This is a genomic window from uncultured Cyclobacterium sp., assembly GCF_963977555.1.
Taxonomy (GTDB): Bacteria; Bacteroidota; Bacteroidia; order Cytophagales; family Cyclobacteriaceae; genus Cyclobacterium.
On sequence record NZ_CAXBPD010000003.1, the window covers coordinates 254,680 to 269,365 of the forward strand.

At 41.5% G+C, this 14,686-nt stretch carries 9 protein-coding genes; all 9 read right to left on the reverse strand.

Annotated features, from left to right (window positions below):
* Window positions 1–71: 71 nt before the first annotated feature.
* The gene (locus AAC073_RS05100; RefSeq protein WP_339922762.1) at window positions 72–1,313 is read right to left on the reverse strand and encodes a polysaccharide deacetylase family protein; all 1,242 of its coding nucleotides are present in this window, start codon (window positions 1,311–1,313) and stop codon (window positions 72–74) included.
* A 15-nt stretch (window positions 1,314–1,328) separates the two neighbouring features.
* Entirely contained in the window at window positions 1,329–2,684 is a 1,356-nt protein-coding gene (locus AAC073_RS05105) for a neutral/alkaline non-lysosomal ceramidase N-terminal domain-containing protein (protein ID WP_339922763.1), read from the reverse strand.
* Window positions 2,684–4,063: a hypothetical protein gene (locus tag AAC073_RS05110; protein ID WP_339922764.1), complete on the reverse strand. Its 1,380-nt coding sequence runs from the start codon at window positions 4,061–4,063 to the stop codon at window positions 2,684–2,686. The genes AAC073_RS05105 and AAC073_RS05110 overlap by 1 nt, the downstream gene beginning before the upstream one ends.
* A 111-nt stretch (window positions 4,064–4,174) precedes the next feature.
* The gene (locus AAC073_RS05115) at window positions 4,175–7,228 is read right to left on the reverse strand and encodes a PVC-type heme-binding CxxCH protein (protein ID WP_339922765.1); all 3,054 of its coding nucleotides are present in this window, start codon (window positions 7,226–7,228) and stop codon (window positions 4,175–4,177) included.
* A 620-nt stretch (window positions 7,229–7,848) separates the two neighbouring features.
* On the reverse strand, window positions 7,849–9,423 hold the full coding sequence (locus tag AAC073_RS05120; RefSeq protein ID WP_339922766.1) for a sodium/solute symporter: 1,575 nt from the start codon (window positions 9,421–9,423) through the stop codon (window positions 7,849–7,851).
* A 16-nt stretch (window positions 9,424–9,439) separates the two neighbouring features.
* Complete coding sequence (locus AAC073_RS05125; protein ID WP_339922767.1) at window positions 9,440–10,822, reverse strand: hypothetical protein; 1,383 nt, start codon at window positions 10,820–10,822, stop codon at window positions 9,440–9,442.
* Between the two features lie 12 nt (window positions 10,823–10,834).
* Complete coding sequence (locus tag AAC073_RS05130; RefSeq protein ID WP_339922768.1) at window positions 10,835–11,608, reverse strand: SDR family oxidoreductase; 774 nt, start codon at window positions 11,606–11,608, stop codon at window positions 10,835–10,837.
* A 65-nt stretch (window positions 11,609–11,673) separates the two neighbouring features.
* Window positions 11,674–13,005 (reverse strand): aspartate aminotransferase family protein, encoded by a 1,332-nt coding sequence (locus AAC073_RS05135; RefSeq protein WP_339922769.1) that lies wholly within the window; start codon window positions 13,003–13,005, stop codon window positions 11,674–11,676.
* 45 nt (window positions 13,006–13,050) lie between these two features.
* On the reverse strand, window positions 13,051–14,277 hold the full coding sequence (locus AAC073_RS05140) for a Gfo/Idh/MocA family oxidoreductase (protein ID WP_339922770.1): 1,227 nt from the start codon (window positions 14,275–14,277) through the stop codon (window positions 13,051–13,053).
* Between the last annotated feature and the right edge of the window lie 409 nt (window positions 14,278–14,686).

Sequence of the window (14,686 nt, forward strand, 5' to 3'; positions counted from 1 at the left end):
GGTTGCAGTCCATTGGTAATCCCAATTGTGTAATCGTGCTTAATAAATGAAAAACACTGCCAAAATTTCGTTTATTTTTTGACCGGAACTAAAGTTAAAGCTTTTAAATCCATTAGGGCACCCTTATCAAACCCCTCTCCTGTTGCTACAATTATCCTGTTGAAATCTTCTTCGAGTGACAGTTCGCCAATCTTTATTTTTTGAAAAGTCTCCCAAGAACCTGAAGGTTTTATCACTCCTTTTAAAGTCTGGCTACCAGAAGTCAGCATAAAAGGTTTACCGGCTTCCTCATCTGAAACAGACCACTCCATCCAAACTTCGTAAGTACCTTCTCTGGGAAGGTTCATGTCCCATTCTACCCTATCCTTAGCCATAAACCAACCGAAAGCATTCCACTCGGGCATGTATTGAATGTCTGGACCTATTCCTCTTCCTTTCTCAGAAGTAAGGTAAATATTACCATTAGCTGCAGGTTTGGAAATTCCAGGGATATTCAAGTTCCCTTCCATTGCTTTTCGTTGTTCTTTCACATATTTGGCTACTGTCCCTACTGGTGCGATCCAAATGCCATTGGCAGGATCATTGGCATATTCACTTAACTTCCTCAACATACTCAGGTAAGTAGTTTGATTCCCTTCTGTGCCATTTTCATGTCCAGCAAGCACTAGCCACTGTCTATTTTCCGATGCTGCTTGAATTATGGGTAAGATTTCTTCAAAAGACATATTGTCCATTTTCATTCCAGTCAGCTGTGCCATGTCCGCATAATAAGGATCTACTGGGGCCTCATCCAGCCATCCTCTTCCCGATAGGAACATTTCAGAAATCAAAGGCACATAACTTTGGGTTTCTTCTCCCTTGCCTACAAACGAAAGACCACAAGGATAAGCAAATACTTCTGGTCTCACTCCTAATAGTCGCTCGATTTCATCGTTTGTATCAGACAATTCTTTCCGCATACGCGCGAGGGTATAATCTTCTAATGCCCTATCTCTAGACCATGCAAAATTACCGCTACAGGGGTGGTATAGGGAGTGGTTACCAATCTCATGTCCTGTTGCTACTACCATCTTCCATCCCTCAATATCCTGCTCCATACTTGCAGGAACCACATAAAAGGTGGCTTTTACCCCATATTCATTTAATAAGGTAGCACCAGGGTCTGGATTACTTGCCCTGGCATCATCAAAGCTTAAACTTATGGCCATCTTTTTTCCCTCCGGCCAAGGAAAATCTGGATTCTGTGCGCTTGCACTCAGTCCTCCAAAAACTAATACTACTATAATTGCGCTTACTGAAAATATTGACTTCATCTCAGGATTGGTTTATTATTTACTTTTTAATTCACTTTCCAGATAAGACAAAACTGCCTCACCGAATTTTGTGCCTGCACTTGGTACATATGGGGAAACCGTTGGTTCATAGCCTTTGTATTTCCATTCTTCTTCTGTCAGCATGTAGCCTAGCCAACCATTGGTATAACCATAATAGAAGGTATAAGGAAATGGTGAGCGTTCTCTTACTTCATTGGAAATTTCACAAAACAACTCCAAAGGACTGGCCCAAATGGCAATCTTATCATTGATATTGAGAAAACGAACAGGCAATTTGATCGTTTTAGCAGCTCTCTTTTCATCTACAATATAGTCATTCAAAGCTTCAGGCCATTTTAATCCTTCTTTCATAGGAGTCAAAAACTCCATCTCAGAAGCAGAGAAAGAAACCTGGTCTTCGTATTTCAAAATATCATCATTGGCCTTCAAAATCTTATCACCCAGTAGCCTTCTGAATTGATTCATCCTTCCAGCGGTGGCATTAGGGTATACGCTGTAAATCGGAGCGATATTTCCTGCCGCACCATTAATAAATAGCATAGGGGCTCCGGATTTTTCCTCGACATATTTTGACACTACTCCTTGAACATCACCGCTAATCAGTAAATTCTGCCCACCCAATACGGTACCGTGAATGGCATAATTGGCCACAGTAACCATCAATCGATGGTCTTCTTTATGTACAATTTTTAAAACGCCTATTTTCCTATCCACCGGACCATCAGGATCCATCCCTAAAAAAGCTTTGTCATCAATGTCCTTGGCCCTTCGATTTATATTGGCGGAGGAATGTCCCCAGCCAACTCCCAAACTTGCAGGTGCCAATTCTTTGATGCCTCTTTCGATCCCAGCCAATAATTTGGCAGTCACCAAATCAGTATAGTTGGAATCAATAGGATGGGTATATCGCTCTCCCATAAATGCCTCCGGAAGTCCGGGAGCACCTACTTCAGGTGCTGAATGGGTATGGGTTACTGACCACCAAAAATTACTGCGTGCTATTCCAAACTTCTTTTCAACCAATTTCGCCACTTGATCATAGGTGGCTGGTGAGAGCACACAGATATCTGTGGAGACAAGTGCAAAGGTGGACTCACCATCCTCTAATATTAAAATTTGATGGTAAATACTATCCAGAATCCCTTCGGATAGCCTGGCCCCATAGCCTAATAATTGTTTGGGAACTTTCGGTGTAATATTTTCCGTGACCACAGCAGCCCTAAAATCACCGGCAAAAGAAGATTGCACTGACATTAGAAGACCGAAGACAAGTGCCGTAAAGTAAGCTAAGGACCTACTTATTGGAAGCTTTCTATTGGCTTTTGGACGCATGTGTTTTAATAAATACATTACTTGCTTGATTTAGGTAAAATAGAATAAATGCCATTCATAATTATTTCTTCCACATCCTCAGTAAATTTAGAAGGTTTCTCATAACCGATCATCGCCGATTCTGCTTCGTATCCCCCTTCTTTCAATATCCTTAGCGATGGAATATAACAAGGCATGTCGCTGGCATAAGCATTTACCCATACGCGGTCTTCACCTAATTCCTGCTTTAGCCGGAGCGCATAATCTACCACTACTTCGCCTGCCAAAAATATCATGACCAGGTCTTTACCAAAATCCCAAACCTGAATAGGATAATTGATTTTCTCTGGAACATCGCCACTTCTGGCCATTCGCCCAAGCAAAAGCAGAGAGTAATTGCTTGTCCTTCCGGCTCCCTTGGCATCTTCCGCTAATTTTCTAGGGTCAGGCATTTCTGCAAAAGTAAGTTCCACATATTTCAATTTACCTTCAGGCAATTGACGGATACTTTTCCAATTGCCTTCTCCTAGCAAGCGATTAACTTCAGCAGCAATTTGTTTCCCTTGATCTTTGGCATACACCAAATCCATTTCAGGATTTTTATTGTTCATGCGTGGGGAAGAATTCTGATCTGCTCCACACCCTATGACTACCAATGCCATGGCACCTTCAGGCAAGTTTTCCTCCACCTGAATCTGTGCTTCTCCTACCCAATCACCGTGGGCCACATTGTTTTTTGGTCCTAAAGTTACTGCATGACAAGCATAATTAAGCATCACTGCTTTTGTCTTGCCTTCAAGATTTGTAATACGCATTACTGGCAAAGAATGGTCTGACACTCCATTTGGATTAATGGATGTCCTCCTGTTGACTGCAAAATTCACCTCTCCTTTGGCATGAGAAACCAAGGATGGGGCAGCGTTTGCTATGGCTTCCAAAGCCACACCTTTTAACTTTGGCACTAGTCCCATGGCAAAAAGTGATATTTCTGCTAGTTCGTCCGGGTCAAGGGGCTTATTGAAATGCGATACAATGTTTCCAATTTGTGGACCACTGTGTGTGTGGGAAGCACAAATGGATAGATTGGCAGCTGAAATACCTATTTCTTTTGCAAGCGCATCTCTTACCCTTTCAGTGACCTGATGAGGTATACCCAGCAAGTCAACGGTAATTATTATTCGGTATCCTTTTTCCTCCTCTCCGAATGCCATCGCTTTGGCCCATAATTCATGCTCAACACCTTCAAACGGGATATCTCTACTGGAATAGCCTGTTAACCGAACCGGGATTTCTGGGGTAATAACTACACGTGCCAAACCTACATTCAAGGGTTTTGGAGCAGCTCCATAAACCGTTAACTGAAAGAATGCAAGAGCCAACATCAATAGAACCAACCGTTTAAAATCTATAAATTTCATTTTCTTTTATTATTTGAGTGTTATACTAATCCTGATTTATGGGAATGTTTAGCTATAGTTGGTATTAATCCTATTGATTAGGTTTGAAAATAATGAGCTCTAAAAAAACCTTTATTCGGCTTTTCGAATATAAGCCAACAAATCGGCCATTTCCTGTAGTGAAATGCTTTGCTCAAGACCTGTAGGCATGGCCGACATTTCTATTAATTTCAAGGACTTAATATTCGTTCTGGAAATACTATTGTCTATACCTCCTGCATTTCTAAGGTTGATTGCCGTAGGTGTTTCTGAAGAAATTAACCCTTGATAGTGCTCACCATTTTGCAATTCCACTTCCCAAAGATCATAACCATCAGCGATGGACAAATTGGGATTGAGAATATCGCTCATGATGCTTGCCGCTCGTCTGTTTTTGAGGGAAGAAAGATCTGGACCAAAGGCAATCCCTTGATCCTCTCCCATTTGATGACATATCGCACAGTTTTTCTGAAAAACAGTGGCCCCTCGATCAATGGTACCATTAAGCTCCAAAGCAGGTTGATAGTTGGCTATAATTTTCTCACTCTCTCCTTCAGGTCGAGTCAAAATAGCCCTCGCCCTAAGTCTAAGTGCTTCATCCTTATTCGCCATTAAACCAACACTTCTTCTCCATCCAATTGTTGCCTTTTGAACCAAACCATTTTCAAGTGCTTCTAATAAAACAGCGATTCGCTCTCCATTCATCATCATGGCACTAATCCCCGCATCCCTCAATTCAGGAGTAAATCTATCCCAGCGATCAATAACCATTTGGGAAAAGGAATTGTCCTCAGATCTGCTTAAAGTACGGAATGCGGCCAACTGAACAGGTAGTGGCTCACTGGGCTCCACTAGACCAATAAGCATTTTTTGGTATTCAGCGATATTGGCCATGGCCAAAAACCGAATTCCCATACTTCGTTCATCGCCAGTCAATGCTTTATCCATGGCTATGGCTTCTGCTTTTGCTAAAGACTGGCTTTTACCAGCAACGTTATCCAAGCCAATCCCTTCTAATACCTGGATGGCTGCTCCTTTCACTTCTGGGGAAGGATGCTCAAAAACAGTGGTGGCCAATAAGCCTGCGCTTGATCCATGTGATCCAGACAGTTTTTTACTTTTGATTCCCTGCGCTAGACCTCTCAAAAGCGCCGGCTGCCAATTGTATTCATTTTTAGCATTTTTTCTTATGGCGCTTTGCACCATGGTAAGAATGGCATTCTCATCCATGCTTGCACCTACCATGGAAGCAAGTTTCTGCACCAATCCATTATAAGCTGGGGTGGCCTTATACCGATTCAGTACAGGATCAATAAGCCGACTACTTTCAGAAAAAGGTGCTGAAAGTGCTGCCAATTGTACCCACTTGTCGTCAATATCCTTAAACAAAAGTTCTTTTCGAACTTGAAAAGCACTTTCACTTTCAATGGAGCCCAGCGTTTGCATTAGCTGAAACCTCACTTTCGGATCTGAGTCATCTTTTAATGCCAATAATTTTGGCGCAAGTACTGTTGATTGGGATAAGAATAACTCTGACAATTTCACTGCATTTTCGCGAATGCCTGCAACAGGATCTTTTAAGGAATTGGCTACCGTTATCTCATCAAGTGCTCCAATTCCCTGCAAAGTCCACAGTGCATGAAGCCTACCCATTGGGCTTTCCCCAGACATGGCAAGCTCTTTTAAAGCAGGTATCAAAGTTTCCGGATGCTGATCCACTATCATTCGTTGCGCATTCATCCTCCACCATGCATTTTTATGCGAGAGTTTGCTAAGCAACTCATCAGGATAAGCTGTTCCCAAAGACAATTTATCTGACCAATCAATAGGGGAAGTCCCTTTAGGAGTGATCCTATATATCCTCCCTTGGTCTGTTCCATTGTACAATGCCCCTGATTGCACCACTTCCTCGGCCATCCATTCAGGATGCTCTATAATTTGGCGATAATAATCAATTATATACAATGCCCCATCAGGTCCAACATAGGCATTTACCGGCCGAAACCAAGCATCTGTAGAAGCCAAGAATTCCTTGTCTTCATGCTCCCTTGAAGCTTTAAAACCTGAACCATCATCTTTCACAAAATCCACATGAACCAAATTGCTGACCGGCTCTGAAACGAAGGTGGCTTGATTGTACCGCTCAGGGAAAGACGCCCCCAAATAGGCCGTCAATCCACAGGCTGAGGTTATTACGCCTAAATCTGTCAATAACTGATGCTGTGGATTAATGGTTATTGGAAAAACTTCAGCACCATTTCCGTGGTCAGAAGAAGACTGGGTAACCTCAGTAATTACCAAATGAGGATTTCTATCTAAGTAATCTGCGGTTAATACCTCCTGTATTATATGATTGCTATTGTTCACTAAAAACCTATGACCAAAAGCATCTGCAGTATGACCAAATTGGGTACGACTACTTAGCAATTCCAAGTCGTAGGTATCAGGTTTAAATCGGACACTTCTACCTCCTGCATTTTGGGACAACCTGTTCACATTTGGTTTTTCAGGGTAATAGACATCTGTCCCCTTATCGCCAAGTAAGTCTTCATAAATGGTTGTCGTCACTGCTGGTTCGTGACCTATATAAATCCAGTTGTCCAGCGCCAGTTTAGGGCTGTTGACATTGTGTTGAGGGTTGGAAAGTGCAAACCCCGTTAACAGGGTTTGCTTGATATCTGCTCTTCCATCTCCATCGCTGTCTTCCAGGTAATATACATTGGGCGGATCTGTTACGATAAGGCCTTGTTTCCAACGCATAATCCCAGTTGGTACCACCAGATTATCTGCAAAAACAACACTTTTATCCATAATGCCATCCCCATCAGTATCTGAAAGGCGTTTCACCTTACCGGATCCACTGAGGTCCAATGGATAACCATGCATTTCTACTACGTATAGACTACCATGTTCATCTATTACCATATCCACTGGATCTGCAACCAGCGGTTCTCCTGCAATAAGCTCTATCTGAAAGTCATCCTCAAGAACAAAAGTAGACAAAGCATTTTCAAGCGTTCTATCTTGGGTGGATGACTTAGGCTGGCAAGCATAAAGCATTGGTCCAAGGACCAATGCATAGAGGGGTGTGCGAAGCGTGTAAAATAGGTCTTTCATCGCAGGTAAACACAAATTCCTTTTTAGCATGTTAATTCTAATTTGTTCAATCTACATCCCACCAAAGAGGTGTATTAAAAATATATTTCAGCCTCTTGAATACATCTAACTATTTTGTGTCACAAAAGCCCAATTATTTTTGCAATCAATAAAACTGAGCAGACATGAGCAGAATTAATTATATAGGTGATCGGTGGACTTTGATAAATCTATCAAAGAATTTACTATTTACAAAATAGATTTATATCAATAGAAATTTTAAGAAAACATTAGGGCACAAAATCTACCCTTGCATAACCACATGTAACCAAAGATTAACCATTATTTTAACCTACACCTCTTGCTTTAGGTTGAAAACGATGCCCATACTCCATAGTTGAGTAGAGGACTAAAAACTAATACCAATAATCCCTTACCCAAACCACGCAATAGAACCATTTCTACTATTCTCAACCCTATTAAAACCTTCAATTTCTGTCTCACCAATTTTGGGATCAGAAAATCACCCAGTATGGTTTAACCAAAGCGGAAGGGAAGTTTTTTTCCTGAATGACAATTATCTACAGCAGCGGTTATTCTTATATGAAAGACCCCAGTTACTAGCCATCTATGCTAGCAACCGGGGTGTTCTAATCCCAACCAATTATGGGTTAAGCATACCTAATGTAGAAATATAAAACCATGACCATTACAATGGCCCACCAAATAAATGGATGTCGCCAGCCTTTTTGTTGCTCTCTTTCACTTTTGGGGAGAGACAGGCTTTCTTTGGTCCAAATCAACCCTTCCAATTCTTCATCACTTTTTCTCTGGCTCACCAAACTGACGAGGACGCACAGTAGCATACAGGTCCAGAAAACAATTCCCGTCCTGTTAAAAAATGGCATTTCTGGAAAGAAATACTCCACCAATAGAGACAAAGGGATGGTCAGTAAACCTGCCGTTAATGCCCCCGCATGGGTCGTTCCCTTCCAGAAAATCCCCATTAAAAACATGGTGGCAATACCAGGTGTAAACAAGCCATAAGCATTTAACAGGTAAATAAATATGGGTTTTTCGGAATAAAAAACTAGAACCCCGGTACACAAAATACCGATAAGGATCACAAGTATCCCAGTTATTCTTCCAAACCGTATAGAGGCGGCTTCAGAAGCATTGGGACGAAAATAGGGCAAATAAACATCTATCGTCAAGATGGTAGTACAAGAATTAATGGCTCCTGACAAGTGCGACATGATCGCTGCTATAAGCCCAGCCATCACCAATCCTACCAAACCTGTAGGAAGCAAGTGCTCAACCAGCATGGAAAAGAGCAAGTCTGGCTTTTCAAGGTCAGGGAAGATTTTTGGTGCCACGATGGCAGGTATGATGATCAATAGGGGAATTAAAAACTTCAGGTAATCGGCGAAAATCACCCCCATCCGCGCATGCCATTCGTTCTTTGCCGCAAGGGTTCTCTGCACAATAAACTGATTGGTTGCATTGTAAAAGATACTAATACAAAGTAATCCTCCCAAATACATGGTCCAGGGGAAATCAGGATCATTGGCTGGCAACATTAGTTCCCAATCCTTAGAAGATGCTACAATGGCCTCAAATCCACCAGATGCATCAATGGTATAATACGACAAAGCAACCATACCCAAAACAAGCACGGCAAGCTGCAACATTTCGGTCCATACAACTGCTCTTAATCCTCCCAATACAGTATAAACCCCTGTAAAAATCGCCAAAAATAGGATACTCGCCAACATAGGAATTCCCAGCAAGGATTGTAGAGAAATAGCTCCTAAATAGAGTACCGCACTGATTTCCACAAAAATATAGGTCAAAAGTACCAATATCGAATAGGCTGTCCTGGCTCCTCCACCAAATCTCTTCTGAAGAAACTCCGGCATGGTGTAAAACCCATTCCTAATGTAAAAGGGTAAAAACACCCATAGCAATACATTAAAACCTACCAGTATTGCCCCCCACTCTATTACAATCGCCACAAAGCCTCTTTCATATGCCACTCCCATGACCCCTACTAAATGATGGCTACTGATATTGGCAGCAATAATACTTCCTCCTATCATCCACCACGGAAGTTTGTCACCTGCAAGAAAATAATCACGTTTACTTTCACCGGTACTTTTCCTGGAGGCATATAGCCCTAGACCTATTATTCCCACAATGTAGAGGATGAATATCCCTAGATCTAAATTCGTAAAATTGGATTCCATATTATTTTAAAGCTAATCAGGGTTTGCTTTTCATTTTATTTAAAACCTTTTTGGCCAAAACCTCATATGCGCCTGCTTTAAAGGGTGTTTGCCAAACGGTATACATGTCCTTGTCATAAAGTTCCTCAGGTGGTAAGTACCCTACATGCCCATTGACGATATTTCCTACGACCACAGCAGAAGAAGGAAATTTTTCCCGTAGCGTTTGCTGAAAAACAGCATAGGCTTCATTGGGCTGCACTACGATCCGACAATCTCCCAGTCGCCAATACCAAACCTTGACTGTGACTTTAGCCCCATCACCAATTGAACTTCTCACGCCCAGTTTACGGATAAGCCTTTCCTTTAGCACAGGATCCTCACATTCATTGATGGACTGCTTAAGTTTCTTGATGGATGGCCAAGGCTTTAATGGCAATTCGATCCTGATTATTTCAGCTGACACCTTACTTTCGGTAGGAACTGACTCCGGTTCCCAAATAGCCAAAGGGGCCCCAGAGGCAACTGTTTTCTTAAAAACAAGTGTTTTGCCTGGAGCGGACATGCTTTCGAGTACCGCTAAAGCAGAAAATGCCAATTGTCTACCGTGTTTTTCCGCGAGCGCCACATTGCCTGAATATTGCTCCGCTGGCGCAAGGTCTCCCGATGCTCCCTGAATGAACAAACTTGGAGCACCGGTATTTTCTTTCATTATCTTTTTGAAAGTACCTGGGAAATCCGGAGAAATTTTAAGATTGCCCCAGGCTAAAGTTGTTGGGTGACAAGCATAATTCACAATTGTCCCCATTATTTCTCCAGCAGTATCCGTAATTCTCCCAACAAGCAAGGTATCATCGGCAGGTTTACTGGAATTGTAACCAACAAAATATTGATTGCCCTCTGGGGAATAATAATCCCGGTTTTTGGCCAGCCTACAACTACCATATTCCCAAGTGAGTACACCTGAAACTTTGTTCTTCAGACAATCTTTAATTAATTCAGCACATGTTTTCCTTAAGGCATCCAGGTAAGGAGCTATCATCTCTCCTCCTGGTTTGTCCTTGTCTCCTCTATTAAGGTTGGGGCCGGCGTGGGTATGAGAAAAACAAAACAAAAGAGAAGCCTCCTCCAGCCCTGTGTTTTCCAGGATAAAATCCCTAACATAGGCTTCATCCTGCATGTTTTTCCACCAGCCCAGATCCGCTGACAAAATAACCTTAGGAGAGGGATTGCTTTTCGTCTCTATACTTATACAGGTCACCAATAATGCCTGGTGAATGCCAGTGGCCGTGTCCTGAGAAGAAGCTCCCCAGTTTTTATTATTGATGCCAATAGGTGGCGTAATATCCCTTTGTCCTATCCCAAATTCTCCTTCAAATGGTCTATTCCCTTGTTTTCTATAAGTATTACCAGAGCTCATATTGGAAATAGTTTAGGACAGTAATGACAATCCCCCATCCATAAGCAGGGTGCTGCCTGTCATGTGTTTATTCTCAAAGTCACACAACCAGAGCACACTATTGGCAACTTCATCTGGGTGCATAATTCTTTTGACAGGTACTTTTTCTGTCGCCTTTAGCTTAGCTGATGCATCGCCATCTAAAACCTGCTTACTTAAACCAGCATCCACATAGCCGGGAGCAATTTCATTTACCAGAATATCGTTAGGAGCAAGTTCCAATGCCATGCATTTTGATAGCATTCTTAGACCTGCTTTGGACACACTGTAGGTAGGTAGATTTTGGTGAACCGTTTCTGCAGCCCAACTTCCTACGAAAACCAACCTTCCTGAGACCTTTTCTTGGAGCAGCTTTTCACTGGCAAATCTAGAAAGGTAAAATGCTCCGTCAAGATTCACTTTCAATTCGTTTGCCCATTCTTGAGGGCTAATTTCCATGATCCCTTTTATGGTAACTGTAGCGGCGTTAGGTACGATTATATCCAAACTTCCCAGCTCATTAGTAGCCCGATCGACCCATTGTTTCACTTGGGATGGATCTCGTACATCTACAGTGTCATACAAAACCTTCACTTCAGGATTTAAAAGATTTAGGCTAGCCAAAAACGCTTGTGCTTCATCGATTTGTTTCACATCTCCCAAAGCCACATTCGCTCCCTTCAGAACAAAAGCTTTAACTATTGACCTACCAATATCTCCAAGAGCACCGCTAATGATCACACTATGGTTATTAAATGGTCTAGGCATATTATTTTATATTTTTAGATAAAACATTCCTCAGTACACATGAATAAATAAGTCTGCATCCAGACCTATTTATTCATAAGTTTTTTCACAACTTTTTCAGTTTTATCCAGTGTTTCAGTGATGTCTTTTTCGGTGTGGGCAAAGGAAATACTGCCTTGTTTGATGGGCAAAGGAAAATTATAGACCCCTTCATTAATAAGTTCATTTCTATAAGCTTTATCCCACTCAAAATCATGATTCAACACAATGTCATGAAAATCTACCGGAGCATGATCCATAAAGTAAACACAATAGGCCGATTTTATACGTGCCACCTTAAATGGCTTATCATATTGGTTGAAAATGTTTGTCAATCCATTTTCCAACATTCCTCCCATCGCTTCCAGATGTTCATATACCCCAAATTCTGGTGAAGACAACTTTTTCAAAGTAGCAATAGCAGCAGCATCAGTGAACGGATGGGCGTTAAAAGTCCCAGCAATCAATACTCTCTTTCCTTTCTCTGGGTGATTAAAGTAATCCATGTACTTCTTCTTTCCTCCAATCACACCTATTGGGTAACCATTGGCCACAGCCTTACCAAAGGAACTTAAATCTGGGGTTATCCCACAAATGCTTTGATAACCACCTAAAGCATGGCGAAAACCTGTTTTCACTTCATCAAAAATCAAAAGAAACCCTTTCTCATCTGCCATTTCACGAAGCCCCTTGAGGTAATTCTCGTTTGGTTTTACAATTCCAATGTTTTGTAAAATCGGCTCGAGAATTATACAGGCTACTGGGTATTTTTCAACCACATAAGCTATTGATTCCAGATCATTGAAATTAACCACGTGAATCAGGTCTTTATGGCCTTGTGGAATCCCTGCTGACAAAGAATCATAAGGATACTCTCCCGGTGAAACCCTAGGGCCTATGTCTTCCATACTGCTCATCACATTTGCCGAGACATCGTTGTGCCAGCCATTATAACCTCCCTGAATGATAATAACATGGTCTTTTTCAGTAACTGCTCTTGATATTCGAATGGCATGATAGGTGGCCTCCGAACCGGTACAAGTCACCTGTATGCTCTCCACAGTAGGCACGCAGGCACAAAATAAGGCTGCTAATTCTCCTTCATGGGTGGTAGGCCCAGCCCCCATTAGCAGCTCATGATTTTGCATGGATTCCCTTACTGCTCCATTGACGTCTGAATCATTGTGTCCTAGAAAAGCTGAAGCAAAGCCCGCTTGATAATCGATGTATTCATTCCCATCAATGTCCCATATCCTACTTCCTTTGCCCTTGGTAAACGCAATATTTGGATCTGATTTTCGATTTAAAGAAACAACACCACCAGGTATCCATTTCTCGTTTTTATTAAGTAATGCTTTTGATTTTGGCCAATTATTCATAGTACTAAATTGAATTGTATTTAAAACACCCACTAAGGATGCCAATTATATGTCAAATGATGGGATCTTCATGTTTTCCCCTCCCCTTAGTGCTGACTGATGGGCAACGATACCAGGAGCGGTATAAGCTAATGCTTCATGAATATTCACCAAAGGATCTCGCTCATTTATTACTGCCTCCACAAATTCATGGGTGATAAAGGTATGTGAACCATCATGTCCACTATTGTGCCTCATTAATTTAGGCAAAGCATCCGTATCCCACCATTCCTGCTGATGGTAATCTTCTTTCTCTGCTCGCTTAAACAAAAACCCTGCATCATCTCTTCCCAATTCTTCAGACGCGTTGATTTTCACTTCATCGAGCCCATGCGGATCCCTGGCATACAAACTCATTTTATCACCATGCCATTCTCCCCTTTCTGTACCCATCAAGGCTCCTCTCCAACATACAGACATCCTGCTGGCATTGCCTTTATTGGTTTTAAAAAGTGCCGTTTCATTCCAGAAGGGATTGTTATAAGGGTTACCTTTCAAAGCTTCACTATCATCTCCCCAACCAAGACAACTCACATCGGTAAATCGCTCTCCAGTAACCGAAATATGGTAAGCCGTACAGTGCGTTGGATACATCATTGGGGCCATACCATGTCTCCAGGTAGGCTTTCCATCTTCATAAAAAAGCACTTCAAGACCTGGGTGATGATAATCGGCCTCTACCCTAAATATATTTCCAAATTTACCTTCATTATAGTATTTCCGCGCAGAAATCACCACTTGATGGAAAGCACTTGTTTCAGCCATCATATAGGTCAGACCTGTTTTATTAACAGCATTCCTAAGTCTTTCACAATCTTCTAGAGTCATCGCAGCCGGAACTGCACATAGCACATGCTTGCCCGCATTCAAGCAAGCAAGTACATGCTCAGCATGATCGGGTACTGGAGTAGCCACGAATACCGCTTCTACTTTTGGGTCTTTAATTAGTTGTTCCAGAGATTCATAACTTTTGGAACAGTTATACACCTCCATCAACTTTTCTCTCCGGTCTTTTCGTAAATCACTAACCGCCTCCACTACGCAATTAGGATGCTCATGAAAGAAAAAGCTAGCGCCAAATCTCCCACCTACCACTGCCATTCTTAGTTTTCGATCACTTTTAGGTGGGCCGGCAAAGGCGAACCTAGGACTCATCACTAAAGATGCTCCCAGTATACCTGCTGTTTTCAAAAAATCCCTTCGTTGCTTTCCTGATAATGATTCTGGTTTCATAATTATATTAAATTAAGTTTTGAGTTTTTAAATTAATAATACCTAAATAGACCATTGAATAGGGCCTGATAGCTACAAACCCGGGTTAATAGTTTGGGTTTTGAATTAACGTAGGCCCATCATTGGTTTCACTAAGGTCAATTTGCGCCTGCGGGATGGGATATATCTCATTTTTACCTTTTGTGAAGTAAGAACAATAGATTAAATAAAAAGCCCTTTCCTCTACCACTTCGCTCACATTTGTAATTCAGATTTTGATATTATAAAGTTTTGAATAATACCAGAAAGCTATGCGGTATAAAGACTTGTAATAATTAACATAGGTTTTAATTACATTTTGTTTACCAAAAATATATTTTTTTGTTTACAAAAGAAAAAACATATCGATAAAAACCCGATTATACTAGAT